General features: G+C 67.1%; 20 protein-coding genes and 1 tRNA gene. 9 read left to right on the forward strand and 12 right to left on the reverse strand.

The window, feature by feature from the left end:
* Window positions 1–72 precede the first annotated feature (72 nt).
* From QP089_RS26050 to QP089_RS26070, 5 genes are all read right to left on the reverse strand, one after another.
* Entirely contained in the window at window positions 73–1,233 is a 1,161-nt protein-coding gene (locus tag QP089_RS26050; RefSeq protein ID WP_285914745.1) for a type III PLP-dependent enzyme, read from the reverse strand.
* A 16-nt stretch (window positions 1,234–1,249) separates the two neighbouring features.
* A complete protein-coding gene (locus QP089_RS26055; RefSeq protein WP_285914747.1) occupies window positions 1,250–1,675 on the reverse strand; it encodes a UTRA domain-containing protein in 426 nt (141 codons plus the stop codon).
* 1,011 nt (window positions 1,676–2,686) lie between these two features.
* A tRNA-His gene (locus tag QP089_RS26060) sits at window positions 2,687–2,762 on the reverse strand.
* A 70-nt stretch (window positions 2,763–2,832) separates the two neighbouring features.
* A complete protein-coding gene (orn, locus tag QP089_RS26065; RefSeq protein ID WP_285914748.1) occupies window positions 2,833–3,429 on the reverse strand; it encodes an oligoribonuclease in 597 nt (198 codons plus the stop codon).
* A 42-nt stretch (window positions 3,430–3,471) separates the two neighbouring features.
* Complete coding sequence (locus QP089_RS26070) at window positions 3,472–4,113, reverse strand: pyridoxamine 5'-phosphate oxidase family protein (RefSeq protein WP_285914749.1); 642 nt, start codon at window positions 4,111–4,113, stop codon at window positions 3,472–3,474.
* Between the two features lie 69 nt (window positions 4,114–4,182).
* Between QP089_RS26070 and pdxR the strand changes: the two genes are divergently transcribed.
* Window positions 4,183–5,589, forward strand: a complete 1,407-nt coding sequence (gene pdxR / locus QP089_RS26075; protein WP_353070620.1) for a MocR-like pyridoxine biosynthesis transcription factor PdxR — start codon at window positions 4,183–4,185, stop codon at window positions 5,587–5,589.
* 59 nt (window positions 5,590–5,648) lie between these two features.
* Here pdxR and QP089_RS26080 read toward each other — a convergent pair whose 3' ends face one another.
* Complete coding sequence (locus QP089_RS26080) at window positions 5,649–6,455, reverse strand: hypothetical protein (RefSeq protein ID WP_285914750.1); 807 nt, start codon at window positions 6,453–6,455, stop codon at window positions 5,649–5,651.
* A gap of 459 nt (window positions 6,456–6,914) precedes the next feature.
* Between QP089_RS26080 and QP089_RS26085 the strand changes: the two genes are divergently transcribed.
* Window positions 6,915–8,000, forward strand: a complete 1,086-nt coding sequence (locus QP089_RS26085) for a phosphotransferase family protein (protein WP_285914751.1) — start codon at window positions 6,915–6,917, stop codon at window positions 7,998–8,000.
* A gap of 60 nt (window positions 8,001–8,060) precedes the next feature.
* On the opposite strand, the gene QP089_RS26090 is transcribed toward QP089_RS26085, so the two are convergent.
* The 3 genes from QP089_RS26090 to QP089_RS26100 all read right to left on the reverse strand — a co-directional run bounded on the left by QP089_RS26090 (window position 8,061) and on the right by QP089_RS26100 (window position 13,889).
* Window positions 8,061–9,542 (reverse strand): RNA polymerase sigma factor, encoded by a 1,482-nt coding sequence (locus tag QP089_RS26090; RefSeq protein ID WP_285914752.1) that lies wholly within the window; start codon window positions 9,540–9,542, stop codon window positions 8,061–8,063.
* Window positions 9,543–9,752: 210 nt separating this feature from the next.
* The gene (locus QP089_RS26095) at window positions 9,753–11,264 is read right to left on the reverse strand and encodes an RNA polymerase sigma factor (protein WP_285914753.1); all 1,512 of its coding nucleotides are present in this window, start codon (window positions 11,262–11,264) and stop codon (window positions 9,753–9,755) included.
* A 267-nt stretch (window positions 11,265–11,531) separates the two neighbouring features.
* Complete coding sequence (locus tag QP089_RS26100; protein ID WP_285914754.1) at window positions 11,532–13,889, reverse strand: substrate-binding domain-containing protein; 2,358 nt, start codon at window positions 13,887–13,889, stop codon at window positions 11,532–11,534.
* 319 nt (window positions 13,890–14,208) lie between these two features.
* Between QP089_RS26100 and QP089_RS26105 the strand changes: the two genes are divergently transcribed.
* The 4 genes from QP089_RS26105 (at window position 14,209) to QP089_RS26120 (ending at window position 19,914) form a co-directional block, all read left to right on the forward strand.
* Window positions 14,209–15,099, forward strand: coding sequence for a TrmH family RNA methyltransferase (locus tag QP089_RS26105; protein ID WP_285914755.1), 891 nt, complete (start codon window positions 14,209–14,211; stop codon window positions 15,097–15,099).
* A 213-nt stretch (window positions 15,100–15,312) separates the two neighbouring features.
* Window positions 15,313–16,305 (forward strand): hypothetical protein, encoded by a 993-nt coding sequence (locus QP089_RS26110; RefSeq protein ID WP_285914756.1) that lies wholly within the window; start codon window positions 15,313–15,315, stop codon window positions 16,303–16,305.
* Between the two features lie 242 nt (window positions 16,306–16,547).
* The gene (locus QP089_RS26115; RefSeq protein WP_285914757.1) at window positions 16,548–18,836 is read left to right on the forward strand and encodes an nSTAND3 domain-containing NTPase; all 2,289 of its coding nucleotides are present in this window, start codon (window positions 16,548–16,550) and stop codon (window positions 18,834–18,836) included.
* Between the two features lie 118 nt (window positions 18,837–18,954).
* The gene (locus QP089_RS26120; RefSeq protein ID WP_285914759.1) at window positions 18,955–19,914 is read left to right on the forward strand and encodes an ATP-binding protein; all 960 of its coding nucleotides are present in this window, start codon (window positions 18,955–18,957) and stop codon (window positions 19,912–19,914) included.
* Window positions 19,915–19,982: 68 nt separating this feature from the next.
* On the opposite strand, the gene QP089_RS26125 is transcribed toward QP089_RS26120, so the two are convergent.
* Entirely contained in the window at window positions 19,983–20,210 is a 228-nt protein-coding gene (locus QP089_RS26125) for a hypothetical protein (protein ID WP_285914761.1), read from the reverse strand.
* A gap of 472 nt (window positions 20,211–20,682) precedes the next feature.
* Complete coding sequence (locus QP089_RS26130; protein WP_285914762.1) at window positions 20,683–21,078, reverse strand: ATP-binding protein; 396 nt, start codon at window positions 21,076–21,078, stop codon at window positions 20,683–20,685.
* Between the two features lie 226 nt (window positions 21,079–21,304).
* On the opposite strand from QP089_RS26130, the gene QP089_RS26135 reads away from it, so the two are divergent.
* The 3 genes from QP089_RS26135 to QP089_RS26145 all read left to right on the forward strand — a co-directional run bounded on the left by QP089_RS26135 (window position 21,305) and on the right by QP089_RS26145 (window position 23,214).
* Window positions 21,305–22,132, forward strand: coding sequence for a helix-turn-helix domain-containing protein (locus QP089_RS26135; RefSeq protein WP_285914763.1), 828 nt, complete (start codon window positions 21,305–21,307; stop codon window positions 22,130–22,132).
* 11 nt (window positions 22,133–22,143) lie between these two features.
* A complete protein-coding gene (locus QP089_RS26140) occupies window positions 22,144–22,338 on the forward strand; it encodes a DUF397 domain-containing protein (protein ID WP_353070623.1) in 195 nt (64 codons plus the stop codon).
* A gap of 117 nt (window positions 22,339–22,455) precedes the next feature.
* Window positions 22,456–23,214 (forward strand): GntR family transcriptional regulator, encoded by a 759-nt coding sequence (locus tag QP089_RS26145; RefSeq protein WP_285914765.1) that lies wholly within the window; start codon window positions 22,456–22,458, stop codon window positions 23,212–23,214.
* Between the two features lie 175 nt (window positions 23,215–23,389).
* Here QP089_RS26145 and QP089_RS26150 read toward each other — a convergent pair whose 3' ends face one another.
* A complete protein-coding gene (locus tag QP089_RS26150) occupies window positions 23,390–24,283 on the reverse strand; it encodes a GntR family transcriptional regulator (RefSeq protein ID WP_285914767.1) in 894 nt (297 codons plus the stop codon).
* Window positions 24,284–24,311 lie beyond the last annotated feature (28 nt).

Below are 24,311 nucleotides of genomic sequence, written 5' to 3' on the forward strand. Positions count from 1 at the left end.
GAGTGTTGAACTCTGTGCTGAAGAAGCAAGACCCCGTGCAGTATGGGACGGGGTCTGCTGAAGAAGGTTGATCTACGCTTCGAGGTAGTGGAATTTCGGTTTGGGGTGCATCAGGAAGTCGTGGTGGGAGATGTTCCAGGCGTAGGCGCCGGCCATCGAGAAGGCGACGAGGTCGCCGACGGCGATGCTCTCGGTCGGTACGTCTCGGGCGAAGACGTCCTTCGGCGTGCAGAGTTGGCCGACGAGCGTTACGGGCTGGTCGGTCACCTGGGGGCCGTCGCCGGAACCTTTCAGGACGACGAAGGGGTGGTTGTGCTGCTTCGTGACGGGCGTGCGGATGTGCATGGTGCCGCCGCGGACGACGGCGTACCACTGGCCGTGTGCCTGCTTTACGTCCAGCACGTCGGTGATGTACCAGCCCGAGTAGACGCTGATGGATCGGCCGGGCTCGATGCGCAGGGTTTCGTCTGGGCGGGCTAGCGCTGCGACGTCTTGGCCGTACTGCTTCCAGTCGAAGCGGTCGTTGGGCGAGCCGTAGTCAACGGCCATGCCGCCGCCGACGTTGAATTTCCGGGGGCCATCGTGGCCGATCTTGTCGAGCCAAGTGCGGCCCCAGTCGAGGATCTCGGCGGACTGGCGGACCATGGCGGAGGCGTCCAGTCCGGAGGCGAGGTGCGCGTGAATGCCCCGAGGGTGGATGCGAGGTGAGGCGGTCAGGATCTCCCGGCACGTCTCGATCAGAGCGGGGTCCATGCCGAACGGTCCGCTCATCGCCAGGGCCACGCCGCTGCGGTCGCCCGCGAGGTTGACGCGTAGCAGGACATCGACGTCTTGGCCGGCCGTGTCGGCGATTCGTGCGAGCCGCGTGAGTTCGTGCGGGCTCTCGACGTGGATTCGCTCCACGCCGAGCTTCAGCGCTAGCTCCAGCTCTCGGTCGGTCTTTCCTGGGCCGCCGAAGGCCAGGCGCGCATCCGGCAGCGCTTCGCGGATGTGCGCCAGCTCGCCACCGGACGCGACTTCGATGCCATCGACGTACGGTGCGAGCGCATGGAGGATCGGCACGTCGGGGTTGGCTTTCGCGGCGTAGAAGATCTCTGGCCCGCCGGGCACGCTGAGAGCCGTCTTCACCTCGGCCGCGTGCTCTCGTAGCGCTGTCAGGTCGTACACGAAGGCGGGCAGCTCGGCGCTCGTGGCCAGAGCCTTGGCTCTGTCTTCGACGAGACGCGTGATCATCGTGTGTCTCCGAGTGTCAGGCGAGCGGGAATTCGTACTCGGCCACCAGGTAGTGGGCGGGAGCCACGGTGATGGTCACCTCTACCGCCTTGCCTTCGGCCGTTCTGCCCACGTGCATGATCTCCATGACGGTCCGCTCGGGGCTGATTTCGAGCGCGAGCGCTTCGGCGTCGGTAGGAAGGCGGCTCGGGGTGATGTGCTCCCGTGCCGTCACCTGTGGGTAGCCCAGCTCGGCGAGGGCGGTCTTCACGCCGCCCACGATCACCGGGGCTTCCTCTTCCAGGACGGTTCCTCCTGCGATGTCCAGCGGGAACCAGCTTGCATTAAGCCGGACGGGGATGCCACTGGCCAGCAGGCGCCGGCGACGGACCAGGCAGTTCGGCTCACCGGCCGGTAGTCCGAGCGTCTCGGCGACCTCGGCCGGCCGTGCCCGGCGAACCATTCTCCCCGCCGACCGGCCGCGGAGTCACTCGACTGGTCAGCGGAGAGGGCCGCGGGCGGCGCTCGGAGTGCCGACGGACGCAACTCCTTCGCATCGACGGCACCCTCATCAACCACAGAACGCGCGGGGCTGAGCGCCCCGGGACGGGAAAGCCACCAGCCGAAGACGTCCCGCTCGCGTGCTGGCTGTTGCTCCGCCCCGGCCTGACGCCCCACGGACTCCGGCACGGTCACCAGCCATGGATGGACAACGCTGGCACCCCATACGTCCTGCAATCCGAGCGGATGGGGTACGAGGTCCCCGGCATGCGCGGCACCTACGCCCACCCACACCCGAGATGCGGGCCACCCTCCTAGCGGCCCTGCAACGCCTTTGGGGGGACGCGCTAGCCGAGCGGGCCCGGCTGGCGTCACGGTCCGGAGTGCCGATCCTGGATGCTCTGCTGAGGCGACTCGTTAAGAAGAGCGGTGTTAGAACGGGTGCATGCCGTAGGCCCGCGAGTATCGGCACGCCTGGTGGAACTGGACGGGACAGAATGTGCGTCCTACCGTCACTATGTCGCTCCATCCAGGGAGAGTCGGATCATGTCGCAGGGAAGCCGCCGAGACCGTGCCGCCGCGGCGCTGCTCGCGGTCTGGGTGGCGGTGTTGTCGACTGTGGCTGGCTATGCCCAATCTGACGATCAGCGACTCGTCTCGCTCGCCCTGATCGTTCTCACCGCAGGCGCCCCAGCCCTGGCTGCTTCAAAAAAGCGCTGCTCGCTCCCTAACTGCTCCCCGACTCTCGACGTAGACCGTTCGTCAGATGATCGCGTGTGGCCGCGTCGTCTGGTTCATCCCACTCTGTTCGGCCGGTGGCGTGGGGAAGCGATCTGCTCGGCGAGGGGCTGCCTGGAAGGATCCGGCCGACGCTACCGAGCGAGATCACTCCCAGAATCGGACATCCGGCCGGGGAAGCCTGACGCAAGACACTGAGAAGCCCTGGTCACCTTCGTGATGACCAGGGCTTTCCTGGGGTGAGTGAGGGGACTTGAACCCCCGACATCTTGGACCACAACCAAGTGCTCTGCCAGCTGAGCTACACCCACCGTGGCCGGGATCGCTCCCGGCTCCCAGTAGTGTAGCGGCTCGCGGGGAGTGGGTCAGCCTGGTGCGGCGTCAGCGGGCGGAGATGTCCGCGGCGAGGGCGCGGGCGGTCTCGGAGTCGGGGCCGGGCTGCGGGACGAACACGGCGGCGCGGTAGTAGCGCAGCTCCTGGATGCTCTCGGTGATGTCGGCGAGGGCGCGGTGCCCGCCCTTCTTCTCCGGGCTGGCGAAGTAGGCGCGGGGGTACCAGCGCCGGGCCAGCTCCTTGATGGAGGAGACGTCGACCATGCGGTAGTGCAGGTGGGCGTCCAGGGCGGGCATGTCGCGGGCCAGGAAGGAGCGGTCGGTGGCGATCGAGTTGCCGCACAGCGGGGCCTTCTTGGCGTCCTTGACGTGCGACCGGACGTAGTCCAGGACGATCTCCTCGGCCTCGGTGAGGGTGATCCCGCCCGGGAGCTCCTCCAGCAGGCCGGACGTGGTGTGCATGTCCCGGACGACCTTGGTCATCTGCGCGACCGACTCGGGCGGCGGCTTGATGATCACGTCGACGCCCTCGTCCAGGATGTTCAGCTCGCTGTCGGTGACCAGGGCGGCTATCTCGATGAGCGCGTCGGCGCGCAGGTCGAGTCCCGTCATTTCGCAGTCGATCCACACGAGCCGCTCGTTCATGGGTTCACCCTACGACCATGGACGACCGCGCGGGGCATCGAGTCACCTGGCGATCACGTGCGGGGGGACGGGGATGCCGGGGCGCAGGTCCGGGGCGGGGACGGGGGCGCCGAACGTCCGGTGCACGGGCAGGACGCCGGCCCAGGCCGGGAGGGCGTGGTCCTCGGCGTCGTCGCTGGGCGGGCCCTGGCGGATCTTGACCGACGCCTCGGCGAGGGGGAGGGCGAGGACGGCGGTGCCGGCGAGCTCCTTGCGGGTGGGGTGCCGGGCGGCGTCCCACTGGCCGGGGGCGAGCTGCTCGGTGACGACGCGGAGGGCCGCGAGCTTCTCGTCCTCGCCGGTGACCGGGGACGGGACACCGTAGATCATCGCGCTGCGGAAGTTGATCGAGTGGTGGAAGAGCGAGCGGGCCAGGACGATGCCGTCCAGGTGGGTGACGGTGACGCAGATCTCCTGGGCCGGCGCGGTCATCAGGCTGGACGCGCCGGTGGAGCCGTGCAGGTAGAGGGTGTCGTCGAGGCGGCCGTAGCAGGTGGGGACCACGCGGGGCGCGCCGTCGACGACGACGCCGAGGTGGCAGATCAGGCCGGCGTCGAGGATCTCGTAGAGGACGGCGCGGTCGGTGCGGCCGCGTTCGGGGGAGCGGCCGAGGCTGGTGCGGGGCGTTGCGGAGAGAGGCTTCATGCCCGTCTACGCTAGGACGCGAGTGGCCTGGTCAGTAGGGCCACTTGGAACGGAAAGCCGGACACCACTTTGTCGATCGATCTGCCGCTCGGCATCGACCGGGACGCCGCCGAGCCGATGAACGCCCAGCTCGTCGCGCAGCTGCGGGCCGCGATGCGGGAGGGGCGGCTGGCGGCGGGCGAGCGGCTGCCCGCGAGCCGGGCGCTGGCGTCGCTGCTGGGCGTCAGCCGGACGGTGGTCACCGAGGCCTACGAGCAGCTGTACGCGGAGGGCTGGCTGGAGGGCCGGCACGGGTCCGGGACGTACGTGACGGACGGGGTGGCGGCCGACCCCGAGCCGAGTCAAGAGCGGCCGCGCAGCCTGGCGGGCAGTACGCGCAGGCCGGCGCGGCAGGGGGAGATCGACCTGCGGCCCGGGATGGCGTGGGTCGGCGCGCTGGACACCCCGGCCTGGCGGCGGGCGTGGCGGCTCGCGGCGGGCATGCCGCCGCAGCAGCGGCAGGAGCCGCACGGGGTGCCGGAGCTGCGGGTGGCGCTGGCCGAGTACATCCGGCGCAGCCGCGGCGTGGCCTGCCCGGTCGACGGCCTGCTGATCACCCGCGGCGCGACGAACGGCCTGGACCTGCTGGCCGCGACGGTGCTCCGGCCGGGCGACCGGGTCGGCGTGGAGGAGCCCGGCTACCGGCGCGCGCGCTCGGTGCTCGCCGGGCGCGGCGCCGAGGTCGTGTCGTGCCCGGTGGACGAGCACGGGCTGATCGTCGACGGACTGCCGGACGACCTGCGCCTCGTCTACACGACGCCGTCCCACCAGTACCCGATGGGCGGGGTGCTGCCGGTCCCGCGCCGCCAGGCGCTGCTGGCGTGGGCGCGGCGGACCGGCGCGCTGGTCGCCGAGGACGACTACGACGGCGAGTTCCGCTACGACGTCGCGCCGCTGCCCGCGCTGTACGGGCTCGACCCGGACGTCGTGGTCTACCTGGGCACCTCGGCGAAGATCCTCACCGCGGACATGGGCGTCGGCTGGCTCGTCGGCCGCCCCGACCTGGTCGCGGCGGTGGCGCTGCGGCGCGAGGAGCTGAACGACCGGACGGCGGTCGTCCCGCAGCAGGCGCTGCGGCTCTTCCTCGAACGCGGCGACCTGGACCGGCACGTCCGGCGGATGCGCGGGGAGTACGCGCGGCGCCGCGAGGTCGTGGTGCGGGCGCTGGACGGGCTGCGGCTGCGCGGCGACACGGCCGGTCTGCACCTGGTCGTCGACCTTCCGCACGCGGTCGCGGAGCGGGTCGCGCGGGACGCGGCGGAGCGCGGCGTCCTGGTGGATCCGCTCGAACGCCACCACGCGGGCCCGCGGTCGTTCGGCGGGCTCGTCGTCGGCTACGGCTCGGCGGGCAGCCCCGCCGAGCTGCGGAACGGCTGCGCGATGGTGCGCGAGCTCGCGGCCGCCGCCCTCCGCGAGCCGGAGCCGGAGCCGGGGTAGGACGCGCCCGCCGCCGCGGTCGCGGGGCCGGGCGCGTGGAAGGGAACCGTGACCGGGAGCTAGTTCGACAGTGCCGAGGAACCGACCGGCACGGGGTCGCCCTGCGGCGGCGGATGGTCGGGATTCGACGGGACGCCCGGCAGCGGCGCCGTCCTGGCCGGACGCGCGGGCGCCTCGGCGGGCTCCGGCCGGGGATCCGCCCGGGGATCGGCCCTGACCGGGTCGGCACGGACGGGGTCGGCACGGACGGGATCCGTGCGGACGGGGTCGGGGGCGCGGGACGGCCGCGCGAGCAGCAGCGGCGCGTCCGCCGCCCCGGGGATCGGCGCGCGGGGCACCGGGATCGGCGCGACCGGGGTGTCCGGGCCGGTGATGCGGCGGATGTCGATGCCGCCGGGGTCGGGACGGTCGGCCAGCGGCACCTGCGACCCGCCGAAGTGGCCGCCGAGCGCCCAGTCCCGGCGCGAGCGCAGCGCGTGGTAGGACTGCGGCGACGGCAGCGGGGGGCCGGCGGGCCAGCGGCGCGCGACCCCCCACGCCTCCAGCCACGCCACGATCGCCTCGACGCCGACGAGCAGCGAGCCGGTGAACGGGATCCGGGACTGGCCCACCACCATGATCTGGACGCAGACGCGGCCCTCCCGGCCGACCGGCGGGCCGAGCAGCCGGGCCGCCCGGGTCACCGGCACGAGCTGGACCACGTCCCCGGAGCCGGGGTGCCAGACCAGGTGCGGCGGCCGTTCCTCCTTGACCAGGTCGGCCGCGGCCGAGCGCGCCGAGACGGTGCGAGGGTCGCACTCGCCGGACAGCCATACGGCACGGGGCGCACCTCCCCGTAGCGCTCCACCGTCCTGTCGTGCCGGCATGCGGCCGGCTCCCGGCAGCCATGCGTCTGCCACGGTTGCGTCCCCCCAATCGGGCGGTCTAGCCCCGAATGGTCTAGTCCTCTTCTCTTAGCCCAGCGGGACCCGCAGGTCCAGCTTGCCGCCACGGGCTGGGAACCATCGGCCGGCTCGTTCGACCGCGGCGAAGCCCACTCTTCGCGGCAGTCGAAGCGAAGGCGTACCCAGGCCGTCTTCCGCTTGCACCCGTGCAAACCCGTTTTCTCGGCAAGTTTCAGGCTCCCGGAGGTTTAAGGGCATTTCGGGCATCATTGGTCCAGGTCAGCGCCGTCATGGGGGTCCGGTTTACCGGGTCGCCGCGGTGTCCGGATGTGGCCGAGAGGTTACCGAGCGCATAGTCCGGGACGAGCGGGCCGGGACCCGGGCGGGGTTGCCGGGGGTCGGCTGCGCGGCCCGCACCGAGCCGCGTTCTAATGGTGGGTCATGACCGTTGACGCTGACCTTCCGGCCGGGGTGCCCGGCATCGACGTCCCCCGCCTCGCGGACTGGCTGGCCCGCGAACTGCCCGGCGCCGGCCGCATCGGCGCGGTCGACCTGATCGCGGGCGGCCGCTCCAACCTGACCTACGGGATCACGCTCGCCGGCGGCCGCCGGATCGTGCTGCGCCGGCCGCCGCTCGGGCACGTCCTGCCGACCGCGCACGACATGGGCCGCGAGTACCGGGTGCTGACCGCGCTCGGCGACGCCACCGCCGTCGCCGTCCCGCGCACCCTCGCGTTCTGCGACGACGAGGACGTCATCGGCGCCCGCTTCTACCTCATGGACTTCGTCGAGGGCCGCGTCCTGCGCACCCGCGAGGACGCCGACGACCTCAGCCCCGAGCAGGCGCGCGGGCTCAGCGAGGCGCTCGCCGGCGCGCTCGCCGCCATCCACACCGTGGACGTGAAGGCCGCCGGCCTGGAGGACTTCGGCCGCCCCACCGGCTACATGGCCCGCCAGCTCAAGCGCTGGGGCAAGCAGTGGGACAGCTCGCAGGAGGCCATTAAGGCCACCGGCAACACCCACGACCTGCCCGAATACGACCGCCTCGTGGCACGCCTCGCCGAACGGCTCCCCGCCGACGCCCCTGCGCGGCTCGTCCACGGCGACTTCCGGCTCGACAACGCCCTCGCCCGGCTGGAGCCGCGCCCCGAGATCGCCGCCGTCGTGGACTGGGAGATGTCGACGCTCGGCGACCCGCTGTCCGACCTCGGCCTCACCCTCGTCTACTGGGCCGAGGCGACCGACGCCGAGCAGCTCCCCGTCGGCGCCACGATCACCTCCGCGCCCGGCTTCTTCACCCGCCGCGAGTTCACCGAGCGGTACGCCGAGCTGACCGGCTTCGACCTCGCCGACCTCGACTTCTACGTCGCGTTCGCGTGCTTCAAGCTCGCCGTCATCCTGGAGGGCATCCACGCCCGGTTCCTGCAGAACGCGACCGTCGGCGAGGGCTTCGACCAGATCGGCGCCGCCGTCCCGCTGCTGCTCGGCCGCGCGCACGGCATCCTCGACGCCGGCTCCCCCTGGTGACCTCCGCCCGGTAGCCGCAGCGCAGAGCGCGCCCGCCGTCCCGGGCGCGCTCTCGTCACGTCAGCAGTACTGCACGGACGCGGACCCGCCCGGGGCGAAAGAGACGGACCCGGACTTGGAACTCCAGCACCATTCGTCCGGACGCGATGCCGACACGGTGGCGGACTGCCCCGCGGCCAGATGGCCGGACCCGCTCGCGCTCACCCCGCCGGACGTGCCCGTCACGCGCCAGTTCACCGGCCCGCCGACCGCTCTCACGGTCACCGCGCACGAGTCGTCGCGGCCCATGCTGCACCCGCTGACCGCCAGATGGCCCGCCCTCGGCGGCGGGGGCGCGTGGGTGACGGGCTTGGACGGGGGCCTGGTCGCCGGCGACTTCGACGGGGACTTGGACGGCGAGGGCGACTCCGACGGCGACTTCGACGGGGACGGCGAGGTGGACGACACGGTCGGGGACGGGTCGGTGGGCGTCGGCTCGGCGGGCACGCTGGAGTCGTCCCCCGGGGCGCCGGACGATCCGGACGCCGCCGGCGGCCTCCCCGACGCGTCCGGTCCCGATTCGCCGCCGAACGCCGTCATCGCGCCGGCGAGCACCACGATGGCCGCCACGGCCGCCGCGGCGGCGCCGATGAGCGGCCCGCGCCGGCGGCCGCCGGCGCCCCGGTCCTTGGCGCGCGCGGGGGTCGGTTCGTAGGGCAGCGGCCAGCCGTACTCGTCGAACGGTTCCGTCCACGCCGCGATGGCCCGGCGGTTGCCGGCCCGGTCCTCGGCCGTCGCCGCCGTCAGCACGTCCAGCCGCAGGTCCGCGGGGATCGCCGCGATCGGCAGCACCGACAGCATCCGGTCGGCGGGCAGCGGCGGCGTCTCCAGCTCCGTGCACACCGGGCAGCTCGCCACATGCCGGACGAGCGAGGTGGCCGTCTGCGGCGCCAGCGGCCACGACTCGGTCAGCGTCGCGACGGTCGGGCAGTCCTTCCAGTGGTTCTGCGCGATGAGCGCCGCGCGGATCGAGGCGTCGAGATCGATCCGGGACCGCTCCACGAGCTCGAGGGTCTCCTCCAGCGGGATGCCGAAGACGCCGGCCAGGTCGACCTCGTCCAGCTCGTGGCGGACCGACAGGTCGATGGCCTCGCGCTGCCGTCCGCTTAGCGCGGCGAGCGCGCTGTGCGCGAGCAGCCGGCGCTCCTCCCGGCGGGCCAGCTGCTCGGCGGACAGGTCGTCCTCCGCCTCCGGCGCCTCCTGCCCGATGTGCCGGTTCGGGCTGTCGCGGCGGCGCATGCACTCCTTGCGCGCGATCGCGTACAGCCAGCCGCGCAGCCGGTCGGGCTCGGCGAGCCTCCCGGCGTGCTCGCGGGCCGCGATGACGCAGTTGCGCAGCGCCCCGGCCGCCTCCACGCGGTCGCGCAGCAGGCCGTGGCAGTAGTCGTAGACGAACGGAGCGTAGGCGTCGTACACCTCGGTCAGCGCGATGACGTCCCCGGCCCGCAGCGACTCCGCCAGCCTCAGGTCGTCGTTGTGCGCGGACCCCGGCTCACCGGCCACGGGAAACCCTCCAGTCGAATCGGTGTTCTCGAACGTGCCCCCGGTGAGCGCCGGCGCCTAGACGCCCACAGGCGCGCTCTGGTTGCCCGATCTTGCCACCAACGTGATGGATTTTCTCCCGCAGGGCCGATAATTGTGATCGTTACGGTACGCGGCGTGGCCGTATCGCCTTGACGATCAGCGGCTACGCGAGCGAATGTGATGTGGGTCTCAGTCGTGCCGCGAACCGTTCCCGCCGTCCGGCGGCGCGCAGGTCCAGCTGACCGACGCCGCCGCGCCGGGCGAGAAGGAGACCGTCCCGCTGTCGGACGAGGTGCAGCTTCCCGAGAGGGTGACGGTGACGCTCGTCGAGCCCCCGGCGGCGAGCGTGCCGCCGCCTCCGGCGCTGATGAGCGAGGACGACGTGCCCGTCACCGACCAGGTGACCGATCCTCCGACCGCCTGCACGGAGATCGCGCAGCTGCCGCCGGGCGCGGAGATGCTGCAACCGGTCACCGACAGGGTGCCCTTGGTGGGCTTGCTGTGGGTGGGGGCGGGTCTGGAGGAGTGGGACGCCTTGGTGCGGGTGTGGGTGGGGGTCGGGGTGGCGGAGGTGCGCGTCGGCGTGGGGGTCGGCGTCGCGCTGCTCGTGGTCGGCGACGGCGACGTGGAGGGTTCGAGTGACGTGGTCGACTCCGACGGGTCCGGCGCCGAGGACGACCCGGACGGGGCGGACTGCGCGCCCGTGTTGCCCGACGACCCGTCCGGCATCAGGAAGAACGCCCCGGAGACGATCAGCAGCACGGCGATCGCGGCGGCGACCGCGGGCCACAGGGCGCGCGGGGTGCCGCGGCGGTGCGCGTCCGCGGCCGCCTGTTCGGGATGCTCGGGCCAGCCCCACGCGTCGAACGGCCCGGCGCGGTGCGCGATGGCCGCCATGTCGGCGGCGAGCGCCGCGTCCGTCGCGGTCGCCATGACGAGCCCGCGCAGGTCGGTCGGCATCATCGCGACCGGCAGCACGTTCAGCAGCCGCGCCGCCGACACGTTGCGGCGGCGCCGTTCGGAGCAGACCGGGCAGTCCTGGATGTGGTGGACGAGCCGGCGGACGGTCGGCGGCGGCAGCGGCCAGTCCCCGTCGCCGGCGAGATCGGCGACGGCGGGGCACTCGTCGCGTCCGGCGTGCGCGACGTGCGCGGCGGCGAGCGCGTCGTCGAGGCGGGCCAGCGCGGTGCCGGTGAGGTCGGTGGCCTCCTGCGCGTCCAGGCCGAGGACGGCGCCGATGTCCGCCGCGTCCAGGCCGTGCCGCAGCATGAGGTCGAGGGCCTCCCGCTCGCGGCCGCGCAGCCCGGCCAGCGCCCCGTGCACCAGCCGCCGCGCCTCCAGCCTGCGGGTCAGCTCCTCGCCGTCCAGGAAGCCGTCGCCGGCCTCGGGGGCCTCGTGCCGCTCGGTCGGACGGTCCGGGTCGCGCAGCCGCCGCATGCACTCGTTGCGGGCCAGCGCGTACAGCCAGCCGCGGAACCGTTCGGGCTCGCGCAGCACCGGGACGCTCGCGTACGCGGCGACCAGCGCGTCGTGCAGGGCGCTCGCCGCGGGCTCCTGGTCGCGCAGCAGCGCGTGGCAGTAGTCGTACAGCCGTGCCGCGTAGCGATCCATGACCTGGATGAGGGCGCCGGGATCGCCGGCGGCCAGCTCCCGCGCGAGACGCTCGTCGTCCGCGCGGTCGAGAGTAGGCCAACCGGACACAGGGTCCTCCCGCGGGATCTGGTGCCGCCTCGGGCGGCGCGTCCTCGTCCGCTCTGCCAGGGGACGGGCTCAGGGAAGATGGGGAGCGGTTCCGCTCTCCCGGCCCGCGCTCCGGGCGGTTCCCCGTCGCGGCCGGGGAGGAGAGAAGGTCGGAGGCCCGACGGCCCCGCTCCCCGTCGGGCCTCCACTTGAAATGACGATCGACTCGCGCGCCCGGTTGACGCCGGATCCAAGAAAATCCCGGAACTACCCGGCGCGGTCGGGCCGCTACGAGGTGATGCGCCGGGACAGCATCTTCAGGAAGATCTTGGAGATCTCCTGCGGGGTCATCGCGACCTGCACGTTCCCGTTGGTCGCCGCGGCGATCTTCTCCAGCTCGCCCCGGTCGACCCCCTTGCCGAAGCCGATCATGTTGACCTGGATCGGCTTGTTCGGGTCCTGCAGGCTCTTCAGCTCCGACAGCGTCTGGTTGAGCGTCGGCCCGTCCGGGTCGTCGTTCTGGCCGTCGGTGAGCAGCAGGATCGAGTTGCCGAACTCCGGCTTGTAGGTCTTGTTCATCATCTTGTAGGCGTCGAGCATCGTCCGGTAGAGACCGGTGTCGCCCTTGGGCTTCGGCTTCATCTGGTTCAGCCAGGACAGCACCAGCCCGCGCCGCGTCGTGGACCCGATGCGGTCGCCGAGCGCGCCGATCGGCACCGTCTGCTTGTACGGCGTCTTGCCGTTCATGTTCGTGGAGAACAGCCACTGGCCGAGCTCGGTGTCGTTCGACATCATCGCGAGGCCGCCCTGCGAGACCTGCGCGATCGCCTGCAGCCGGTTGGTGTGCGGGGCGACCTGCTCGGCCATCGAGCCGGACACGTCGATCAGCGTCAGGATGCGCAGCCCGAGCGTCAGCTTCGACCACGCCTGCATGACCTGCGCGACCTGGTCGCTCTTCGGCGTCGGCAGCTGCCGCGGCCGCGCCGGGCTGACGCCGGTGGCGGCGCTGAAGCCCTCCGGCGCCTTGCCGTCCGACGTGCGGAACCCGAGCTCGCGCAGGTCGCCGCGGGTGGCGTCGGTGGTCATCGCCTTCTCGAGCAGCTGCGCGGCCTTGCTCTCGTCACTGTCCTTGGAGGTGACGATGAACGGGTAGTCCATCGACAGCGTGCCCTCGGTCGGGTACAGCGCCACCGCCGGCTGGGCCGGCTTGGTCCGGTTGTAGCTCCACAGCGCCTGCTCCGACGACAGGGAGATGGGCTGCTTGCCCGTCCGGTCCTTGCGGAAGTGCGTGAACTCCGCCGGCACCGAGGGGACGAGGTTCTCCCGGACGGTCCGGACGATGCCGGTGAAGATCGAGTCCCGGTTGGGGTCGTTCGCCAGCAGCATGCTCGTGATCATCAGCGAGCCCATGCCGGCCGCGTTCTTGGTCGGGTCCGGGACGACCATCCGCACCGAGCCGGCCGGGATCATCTGGTTCTTGGTCACCGCGCCGCCCGCGACGCCGCCCGCTGCCTTCAGCAGGTTGTCCCAGGACGGGCTGGCGGTGACGCCCTGCTGCTTCAGCTGCACGGCCAGCGACTTCGGCAGGCCCACCACGATGGGGCTGGTCGCGATCGAGGTCTTGGCCGTCTCCAGGCTCTTGTCGCCGCCCTGGCCGCGGGCCAGCGAGGCCCACAGCGAGGAGTCGGGGATCCACACGTCCGGCCGCTGGTTCGAGGAGTTCGCCACGCCCTGGCCGGACAGCAGCGTCGCCACCGAAGCCGGGTCGACCTTCTTCACGTCGGCCCGCACGCACTTGCCGCCGACCTTGTGCTTGGCGTCGTTGAACCGGCCCGCCGCCTTGACGATCGCGGGCTGGACGTCGGGCGCCGCCGCGACCGACAGGCTCATCGCGTCGTCGCCGGAGCACCCGCCGCCGCTCTCGGCGAACGCGTACACGCCGACGCCGAGCAGCAGCGCCAGGCCCACCGCCCCGGCCATCGGGCCGATCAGCGCGGCCTTGCTCCGCTTGCGCTTGCGCTTGCCGTACTCGTAACCGCCGGTCCCGCCACCGCCGTAGCCGCCCGATCCGCCGGAGCCACCGGAGCCACCGGATCCGCCCGAACCGCCGCCGTACCCGCCGGAACCGCCCGATCCCGCGGACCCGCCGCCGAAGAACCCGGCCGGCGTCTCGTCCGAACTGCGGATCGCGTCGTACTCGCTGTACCCGGTCCCGGCCAGCGGGGACCTGCCGGGCGGCGGCTCCTGCGGCGTGGGCGCCGCCATGGGGTCCTGCCGTCCGGTGCCGTAGCCGCCGGACCGTCCGAGCCCGTACCCGCCCGCGTCCGACGCGCCGGTGAACCCGCCGGCGCCGTAGACGGGCCCCTCGGCCGAACCGCGCGGCGTGAACCACTCGGGCGTCTCGCCCTGCCCGGGCGCCCGCGGCGGACCGGCGGGCGGGCCGGCGGGCGGGCCGGCCGGGGGACCGGCGGGCGGGCCCGGAGGCGGCGCGGCCTGCGGCTCCTCGGTCAGTGGACGGCTCTGGGAGTCCCTGGTGCCGAACCAGTCGGAGGACCCGTCGTTCGCGGGCCCGAAGACGGGCGTGGACGGGTCGTAGCCGCCCTCGCCCGCCCCCTCAGGGAAGTCATTGCGATGACGTCCGCTCATGGCTGCCCTCGATTCACCAGAAACCCGCCGATGTTCCACGGCACTGTAGTAGTACGAAGTAGAGGTTACAAAGAACTCAAAATCGATGATGACGCAGGTCATCAGCGTATGTCCGGACGATCCTGGCAATCGCATCCCGCCGTCACGCCCCGCGTCCGGAGCGCCACCCGGCGGCGCGGGCCCTGCGATCATGGGTGGACCGGGCCCGGGACCGAGCGTGATCCTCCCGCAAACCGGAACCGCCGCGCGCGGCCGGAACCGGCCGCCGCACCCCCTTGCCCCGGCCCGGGCACCCCGCCCGCTCCGCCAGAATCGGGGCATGGCCAGCTTCGTCACCGTCACCTCTCCCGCCGACCCCCGGCTGGCCGACTACACCCGGCTGCGCGACGTCAACCTGCGCAAAAGCCTCGAAGCCGAGCACGGCCTCTTCCTCGCCGAGGGGGAGAAGGTGATCCGCCGCGCGGTCGCCGCCGGCCACCCCGTCCGCTCCCTGCTGATGGCCCGCCGCTGGACCGCCTCCCTCGCGGACGTCCTTGACAGCGTCGACGCCCCGGTCTACGTGGCCGACGACGCCGTCCTGGAGGGGATCACCGGCTTCCCCGTCCACCGCGGCGCCCTGGCCTCACTCGAACGCCTCCCGCTCCCACCCGTCGACGCCGTCGTGAAGGACGCCCGCCGCATCCTCGTCCTCGAAGACGTCGTCGACCACACCAATGTCGACGTCCCTGTGCAACACACACGGCCACCTCGTCGCATCCTCGTCCTGGAGGACTTGGTGGATCACGCGAACGTGGGCTCTATATATAGGTGTGCCGCCGCGCTGGGCATCGACGCGATCATCTTGTCTCCACGCTGCGCCGATCCCCTGTACCGCCGTGCGGTGAAGGTCTCCATGGGCGCTGTCTTCGCGATCCCCTACGCCCGCATGACCAACTGGCACGACGACCTAGGCCAGCTGCGCGACGCCGGCTTCACCCTCCTGGCCCTGACCCCCGACCAGACCGCGACCCCCTTGGACGAGGCGCCCATGGGCGACCGCGTAGCCCTGATGCTCGGAACAGAGGGGGACGGCCTCTCGTCTCACTGGCTCAGCGAGGCAGACGAACGTGTGTGCATCCCCATGAGCCCGGACGCGTTGTCCACCGGCGTCGACTCCCTCAACGTCACGGCAGCCGCCGCCATCGCCTGCCACACCCTCATACGGCAGTAGCGCTCCATAGCTAGGTTCCCAGGTGTCGCGCCTGGCAGGACGGCAATGGCAGGCGCACACCACAAGGTGGACCGCGACTGTCTTGACGGGCGTCTGCCAGACGGCAGGGGCTCATTCGGCCGTGGCCGTTTGACACCGGCTAACAGAGCCACAGGGCACGCCACTTCGTCGTAAGATAGGAGGCAGACCGACTGAGACCCGCGAGGTAGAAGCGTGCAGATTCGTGCCGAGAGGCAAAATAACCCTGTAGCCGATGAAGTGAGTGCCCTAGTGGCTGTCACGCGGCCAATTATCGCAGGAATCTATCATTCAATCGGCAGAGACGTACTTAGTGCCATTGGGCCGCGAGAGCAGATTCAGCTAAAGCTGCTCGGCAAAATAAGAAGTCAGGGAGATGGCGATACAGGGATCGCATTCGAGTATGCCGTTCACGACGCAGTAATGAACGGTATTCCAATAGTAGTGGAAAAGGTAGCCTCAGCCCTCGCTCAGTGCAAGATTCGGCGAGGTGACCCGTCATCCATCTTGTTCGCGATAGAGAAGAGCGGATCGCAGCAGTTGATCTCTACGGAGATTGACTTGATAACTGCGGGATCGCGTGTGCTTTCAGGTCAGCGTGGGCAACCGGTGAAACTGAAGGGATACCTCAATAACTTGGCTGCGGCTTTCCGTCGCCCTAGCACTCGGGGGCAGTTGCCTCAGAGCATTCGAGGACTATGGAAGGCAGACCTGTTCTTGGGTTCCACTGAGCCGGATCACTGGGTGGGAACTACTGTAAAAATTAATAGATCACATCTTGAAGCGGCACGCGGACTACGTATCGCACTCGTCCCTAGTAAGTCGGGTGCTTCCGATGCTATACAGAAAGATGAGCAGAAGAACCTCATCGTTTGCCCGATGCCGCATGATGGGAGCTTCATGCAGACTTTCTACGAAGGGTGGCGTATCGTTCAGGTTCTTTGTGAAACCAACTTCACTTCACCGAAGGAAGTCGATCTCCCCAATCCGTTGCACCGCGAAGTTGCCCGTATCTATATTGAACGGCGCGACTTTCCCGTACCCGATGTCTTGGAAGCTACGAGGAAGTTCGGGCAGCCCGAACTACTAGATTTCGACGAAGAATCCGCATCTAACGTGGCATTTGGACGGGATGTGGAGCCGGCAACCTCCACTATCATCTCGCCGTTTCCACGTATGGGCAAGTGATATAGGGCTTGTCCCCTGCCGGGGAGATTTCGTTTGCGTGCACAAGTTCAGATCACCCGGCGCCCAGGCAAGGCGGGTTATTGGCTTCGCAAGGGTTGTCTTCCCTGCAAATCTCGGTCCTTCCTAATCAGATAGGACGCTTGCAGGTGACTCCTCGACTTTTGAGTGTTGGCGCAAAGGGCCAACAAAAGTCGTCGTTTCGATGCCTCAACGAAACGACCGAGCGCGTTTGGAGACCATAGATGCCGGAATACGATTTCAAAACACTATCGCCCTCAGATTTTGAACTTCTGGTTCGGGATCTTCTAGCCGCTGAGCATTCTTGGCGATTGGAAGCCTTTGGTCATGGCCGGGACGGCGGTGTTGACTTACGGAGCTGGTTAAACGGGAAAAAGCTTGTTGTGCAGTGCAAACATTATGCTGGATCTACCTTTAGCGATCTGCGCGCCGCTGCCCGCAAAGAGTTGCCCAAGATGCAGAAGGAACGCCCGGATCGATATCTTTTTGTGACATCGCAGAATCTCAGCCGTACTCAAAAAGACGAGCTTGCCAGTGAACTTTCAAGCTTACTGCTTAGTCCGGCCGACCTGCTAATACAAAGCGATATCAACTACCTCCTCGGGCAGCATGCACAGGTAGAGCGTCAGCATTTTAAGCTGTGGCTGGCCTCTACAGAGATATTGGATCTCATAGTGCGGAACGGACTCTGGGAGCGCAGCGAGGCGCTAATGGAGGACATCCGGGATCGAGTAAAACTCTATGTTCGTAGCCCAGGATACGAACGCGCGGCAGCGCGTCTCCAAGAGAATCATGTAGTGGTACTAACTGGAGTCCCGGGTGTCGGCAAAAGCATCTTAGCGGAGATGCTTCTGCTGGCGTACTGGTACGAAGGCTGGCAAGTAATTTCTTTGTCGTCAAACATTGATGAAGGCTGGGATACCTTCCGGCGCAATGAAAGACAAGTCTTCTTCTTTGATGACTTCCTCGGGCAAACGGATATCAGTGAACGGACGAGTAAAAACGAAGATAGTAGAATAGTCCGCTTCATGGATCGAGTTTCCGGTGATCCTTCAAAGCGGCTCATTATGACGACGAGATCTCAGATCCTCCGACAAGCAGCTCTAATAAGAGAGCCATTGGCGCGAGGCAATTTCCGCCTTAGAGAATGTGTGGTGGAGATCGATGACTACGGACCACTCGAGCGTGCGCGTATACTGTACAATCACCTATACTTTTCTCGCTTGCCGCGACAGGTTTTGCAGGAATTTGTTGCACAAAAGTACTACTGGCCGGTCGTTAGCCATCCCAATTTCTCACCGCGGATCATAGAGCAGGTTCTTAAGAGGGAAGAGTTAAGCGCTGAACTCTTGGCTAAGGCCCTCGTAACCACCCTAGACCGGCCTATCGAGCTCTGGGGCACCATGTTTGCAACAGTGCTTTCAGAAGTTGCGCGGCGAATCGTACTTACGCTGGTGACATTTCCGGTCAGCGGCACCTCGGTGAAAAATATTCGCAGTGTCGCACGGCAAGAGGCTCAACCTCTAGAATTTACCCATGCGCTCCGTGCATTGGAAGGTACATTTATTGCGATCAAGACAGGTGCAACGGGCGACTCTGACCCGGATGTACTATACGCCAACCCGAGCGTCCGAGATTTCGTATTAGCCACACTCGATGAGGAGTCAGAATATATCTTCTCAATAATATCTAACGCTGATAGCCTTCGGCAAGTATTGTCTCTATTGGAGTATGCCGCTGCCGCCGCAAGTGGTGAGCTTAAATTTCCCAAGATGGCGCGCTCGATTATCGTTAATCAAGCTCGAGTCGCCGAAAAAGTCAGTTCGCTTATCGCCCACTTGCTGCAAGAGGGAGCACGCGAAAGATATTCGAATTGGGAAGTGCGTGCAGCGGTAATTGGGCCGCTAGCAAAGATATCTGCAATCGCATATCGACTTATGCCGAATCACTCAGTGGACATGTTGGAAGAGGCAATCAAGCTGAACGATGAGTTCAGGGTAGATCCTGGTGATGCCGTCACTCTTCAGCACCTAACTTTGGCCGTTATTGCCCAAGCCGAAGGGCGGATAGACGCCGCGACCAAACGAGTCGAGAAACTCGTTCAGAGCTGGAGTTCTGCACTAATAGACACTGAAGACATCAGGAATTTCGCTGATTTTGTTCGCAAGCATGAAGTAACGCTGCAAGATTACTTCGATTTGGTTGGGCTCGCCGAAAAGTGCATAGAAGATGCCTTGCGTAAAGATATTGAAACAATGACCGATAATCGAACAGACGAAGACGCAGATAATGCTTGGCTTGATGATATCGAGTCGGTCGCCAGGGAGTTTGGGATCGGCCATAAATTGAGCGAGGACATAGAGTTCGAGAGAAATAATACAGCCGATCACTATGTGGAACAGGAAGAAGAGTATCCTCGGTCAAATTATAGGGAGGTTTCCTATCCGGCTCAGGAAAAGTCTGCTTATAGCGATCGCTCCCATATTGATGGCATGTTCAGCCAACTGTCCTAGTCCATTGAAAGGTAAAGAGTTGGCGTTATCTAAGTAAACAGGACTCGCCTGTCGCCTCCGGCGTGAAACTCTGCCCTCGGCAAGGAAACGGTTTTCGTTTTCGGTTCGGAGGTAGATCATGAAGGTTGCGTTCGTGGGCAAGGGTGGTAGCGGGAAGACGACCACGTCTTCGCTGTTCATCCGGCATCTGGCAGCAGAGAGGCTGCCTGTCGTCGCGATCGATGCTGACATCAACCAGCATCTCGGTGCAGCCCTGGGCCTCAGTGACGAGGATGTTGCGAGCGTGCCCGCGCTCGGGGCGCATCTCGACGTGATCAAGGAGTACCTACGTGGGGACAACCCACGCATCTCGTCCGCAGCCGAGATGGTGAAGACCACGCCACCCGGACGAGGGTCACGGCTCCTACGTGTCGGTGGAACCGACCCGATCCACGCAATGTCGTGCGAGACCGGTGGCGTGACCTTCATGGCAGCCGGCCAGTTCGATGACAAGGATCTCGGCGTCTCCTGCTACCACGGCAAGACGGGCGCGGTTGAGCTGTACCTCAATCACCTCGTCGACGGCCCCGGAGAGTATGTCGTGGTCGACATGACCGCAGGGGCGGACACGTTCGCTTCTGGGCTCTTCACCAAGTTCGACGTCATGTTCTTGGTGGTGGAGCCGACGAGGAAGGGAGTCGCCGTCTACCGGCAGTACACCGAGCATGCGCGGGACTTCGGGGTCGAGATCGCGGTCGTGGGCAACAAGGTCCAGACGAGCGAGGACGAGGAGTTCCTTCGTTCGCAGGTTGGGGCGGACCTGCTGACGTGCATGGGGCATCAGCCGGCTGTCCGGGCGATGGAACAGGGGCGTGACTTCGACCTCGATGCGCTCGACACTTCGGCGCGCGATGTTCTGCGGCGGCTCCAAAGGGAGGTGGACTCGCAGCCGAAGGATTGGGAGAAGTTCTCTCGGCAGTCTGCCGAGTTCCACATCAAGAACGCCGAGAGCTGGGCGAACAAGGCGGTAGGTGTCGATCTCGCTAAGCAGATCGATCCGGGTTTCGAGCTCGCGTCGGAAGTCGTCGTCTCGGGGTAAGCGGATGGAGTGTAGTTTCTGGGCGGGACCGATAGCTGTCGTCCCGCCCAGTGGTGTGCCTGAGTGGTCTAACGCATCGGTTCTTTGGTCGTCGTGTCGGATGGTTGATCATGCTCTGTATGGGACAAAACTGACACGGTAGCCCTTAAGACTTCGGCCATGTCCCAGTGGTGGCGCGCAGTACGTTCTTCGAGGTTCAGGATGCTGACAAACGAGTCTTCCATGTGCGCTTCGGTCTTCTGCTTCAGGTAGCAAGTGACAAGTGGACGTAGCGCGCTGAGGAAGGCGTTGCGCATGCTTCTATGCATCAGTAGTCATCTCCTCGTGAAGAACCCCCCGACCTCTGCCGCGCGCCGTAAGGCGAAGGTCGGAGGGCTCGCTCGTTGTACGGCTAGGGCCGGTACATGCGGGCCGTGAGGTGGCGTCCGATCTCCTCGGCGGCTCCCTTGGCATCGCCGCAGTCGTGCACGCGCTGAGTAGCGCCGTGCGTTCGAAGAGCCTCGTGGTATGCCCAGCGACCTTGAGGTTCGGCGCGCACTCGAATCCAGATCTCGGCGTCTTCGACTCCTGGGGCATAAACGCGAAGCAGAGGGACGGCGGTGGGGAACTCCTCTGGGCGGTACAGCTTCACGCATCGCCAGCCAGCGGCCATGAGAGCGATCGAGAGGACGTCGAGATGCCGTATCGCGGTGTTGTGGCCGATGCGTGTCCGGCATCGTAGGGCGTAGTTCTGGACGAGGTGGCGCGCTGTGGTGGCGAGGTGGCCGGCTACGCCGCTAGGTGCGCCCATACGACCTTGCCCCCTTCGGTGATCGGCCGGGTTCCCCACTTGGTCGTGAGGTTCGTGACCGTGAGCAGGCCGCGACCGGTGATCCGGGTATCGCTCTCGGGCTGTACCACGGGCTGTCCTTGTCCCTGGTCCCAGACCTCCAGGACAGGGGCGCCGCCCGTCTCGTCGCGGAAGAGCCGGACGATGATCTGTCCGGCGCCGTGCAACAGGGCGTTGGTCACCAGCTCGGAGACGACAAGGCGCGCGTCGGAGTCGTCTTCGATCTTCCATTCGCGGAAGCGGTCCGCGAGGAAACGGCGGGCGAGTGCCGGTGCCCTACGGGTCGGGTCGAGGATCAGCGTAGATAGATCGGGGGTGAGAACGGTTGCGTGCATCGGTACGACCTTTGTGCGTCTCCGGTGCCTTGCACCGGGAGAAAGATCAGACGGGGGCGGCCGTGTGCTCATCACGGGAAACCTGCGCTTCCGATCTTCCTGTTGAAATGTCGTGACCAGCGTTCCAGTCGGAGTTACCATCGGCTAGGAACCCTGAGGCGGTTCCCGTTAAACCACCTCCCGGACCTACGAAACCTCGGCCCGAGGTTTCACAGAGGAGCCCCCCATGGGATCACGGCGCGAATCGTACGAATCTCCCGCAATCCTGACGTTCGCTGCGGAGGTGACGTTCTGGCGCACAGAGGCTCAGTTGAACAAACTGGAGTTGGCTGAGAAGCTTGGATACACGTCGCAGTGGATCGGGCAGATCGAGGCCGGTAAGAACTCTCCTTCGGAGAACTTCGCCAAGGACCTCGACACGTTCTTCAAGACCAATGGTCTGTTCCGTCGACTCTGGAAACGTATTGTCGAGACCCGTCACAGGATCGTCAGGCCACCCGGCTTCTCTCACTACCTCGAACTGGAAGTCGAAGCCAGTACGTTGCGCGCCTTCGACGTAGCGATGGTGAATGGGCTTCTTCAGACGGAGAGCTACATGCGGACGGTGTTGGGGAGGAATCAGCGGGTCGATATAGTCGACGATCTCGTGAAGGATCGTTTGAAGCGGCAAGAGATTTTTGTCGCCGAGCACGCTCCTCAAGCCTGGTTCACCATTGATGAGTACGCGCTACGTCGGATGGTCGGGGGACCTGAGGTGGTGCGCGAGCAGTTGCGGCACTTGCTCACCATCGGCGAGTTGTCGAACGTCTGGATCGATGTCGTTCCCCAGAATGCCGGGTACTATCCGGGGTTGGGCGGTAGCTTTATGATGCTCGGCTTTGTCGATCTCCCCGACGTCGCTTATATCGAGGCGGGCGGGCAAGGCATCCTTTTCCAGGAGAAGAGCGCCGTGGCGGAGTACGCGGTGCTGTACAACTTGCTTCGAGGTGATGCGCTCCGGGTCGAGGAGTCCCGAAGCCTGATCAGCAAGATCATGGAGGATGTTGGAAGATGACCGGACCGGACATGTCGGCGGCCCGCTGGCGCAAGTCGAGTCACAGTGACCATCACGGGGGCGCCTGCGTTGAGGTCGCGAGCGTGGCCCTGCTGGTCGGCGTTCGCGACTCCCGAGACCCGGACGGCCCGAGGTTGTTCTTCCCTGCCGATGAGTGGCGCACGTTTGTGCGTCGCGTTCGTGCAGGTGACCACGCTCCGGCCTGAGTCGGAGCATCACTGGGCCGTGCGGCGGTAGGCCGGGTGCGTGACGGTCGGAGGTCCGGGCGTATTCGGCCACGGCATCGCCGGTGTGGGGCCTGCCCTGTGTGAGAGAATCCGCTCATGGTCGAGCGCGATCAACACAACTCCCCACATCAGGCGATCCTTGATGATCTACAGGCAAAGATCAAGAGCGGCGATCTCCCGCCCGATACTCGATTGCCGAGTGAAGACGAGCTCGCCGCGCAGTGGAGCTGTGAACCGAGTGCCGCTCGACGAGCGCTGATCGCGCTCCGCAACGTGGGGGCCATCTACTTCCGGCGTGGTCAAGGCGCCTTTGTGGCCAAGAACCCGCCGCTCGTCCGTACTCACTGGGACCGGTTCCAGCGGCCCCATACGCAGCCGACCTACCGGCAAGAGGCCGATCGAGCAGGCATGGAACTCCAGATGGAGCACTCCACCGAGCGGGCAGAGGCGCCGGCGGGCGTTGCCGAACGGCTCGGCATCGACGAGGGCGCGCCAGTTACGGAGACCTCTTACTTCATCAGCATGGGCGGTAAGCCGGTCTCGTTCAGTGTGGCCTGGGAGCCTCTCGCCATCACCGGCGGTACTGACATCGAGCTACCTCACGAAGGGCCGCACGGCGGCAAAGGCATCGTTCCTCGGTTCGATGCGATCGGCTACGCGGTCGACCTGGAGGAAGAGGTTCTTCAGGTGCGCATGCCTGAGCCGCACGAAGAGATTCAGCTCGAGATGCCGGCCGGTGTTCCGGTCATTCAGGTCTGGCAAACCTTCTGGGCCAACGACGTTCCGGTGGAAGTCGCGAAGATCATATTCCGGGCCGACCGGTACGAATTCCAGTACAGGACGGTTATCGCCTAGTCCTCATCGCGGGCCGGGCCGGCCTCCGGAAGGCCATGGTCGTACTCGTTGCCGCAGTTTCCGCAGGAACGGAACGGCACTTCCTCGCCGAACGCTAGATCAACTTTTGTGGAAATCTCCACATCGGTTGATCCGCATCGCGGGCACCGTGGCTGTGGCTTTCTCTCGTTGTCCATTAGTCGTCGCTCAATTCTAGCCGTGTGCTTTCTCCAGGCCAGACTGTGACTGTGTAGTCGACGGGGCTCCCGTCCTGCTTACGGGTTGTCTCAGTGCGGACGAGGACACAGGCGGTTGGTCTGAGTCCCAGCATGGCCGCTTCCGCGTCGACGGGATGCCGGGCGGTCACGTGGCTCGAAGCTTCGGCCAACGGCCCACCGTGCGCGCTGAGAAGTGCGTCTCGCCATGTGCCGTTGATCTGCTCTTGCGCTGCGAGCGACGTCCCCTCAGCGAACGCGCGGACGAGATGACTCGTCCGCAGCTCTATGGGTGTTCCGTGCTCGTCGAGTGTCAGCCGCCTGCGGACGATAACGGGCGTTGAGCTGTCTTCGAGGGAGAGTGCAAGTGCCGCTGCGTCCGATGCCGGTTCCGTGCGCACGTCTACCGTGGTCCGGGACGTCTCGGGTCCTGCGTTCCCGCCGGACGGGATGACTACGGCCGGGCGGATCACCAGCGTTCCGGAGACGCTGTCGGGAGCTTCCCTGGGCTCGTCGCTGGCGCTCAGAGAGTCCTGTGTGCGCGGGCCGACTGAGACGTGCCCACGGGTCCCCTCCGAACGCGCGTAGCCGGCCGAGACCACCTCGGCGAGTGCCTTGCGCGCGGTGGTGGTGCTGATGGCCTTCTGTGCCGTGAGTTCCCGCACGGACGGTAGGAGCGATCCGGCCGGGTAACGGCCTGACTCGATCTCGCCGATGAGCTGATCCCGAATGACCTCGTAGAGGTTCGGTTTGGAGCCCGCCGCACGCGCGCCACGTTCGGGCGATGCCGTGCCAGCCATGATCGTCTGGCTCCTCTCACCTGCGTCAATGCTTGGCTTCCCGCCACTGTAGCGCGCACGGCTGTATGCGTCCACGCGTTCGCGCACATCTCGACGCGCGAAG

This window comes from Actinomadura opuntiae (assembly GCF_030283205.1).
GTDB lineage: Bacteria > Actinomycetota > Actinomycetes > Streptosporangiales > Streptosporangiaceae > Spirillospora.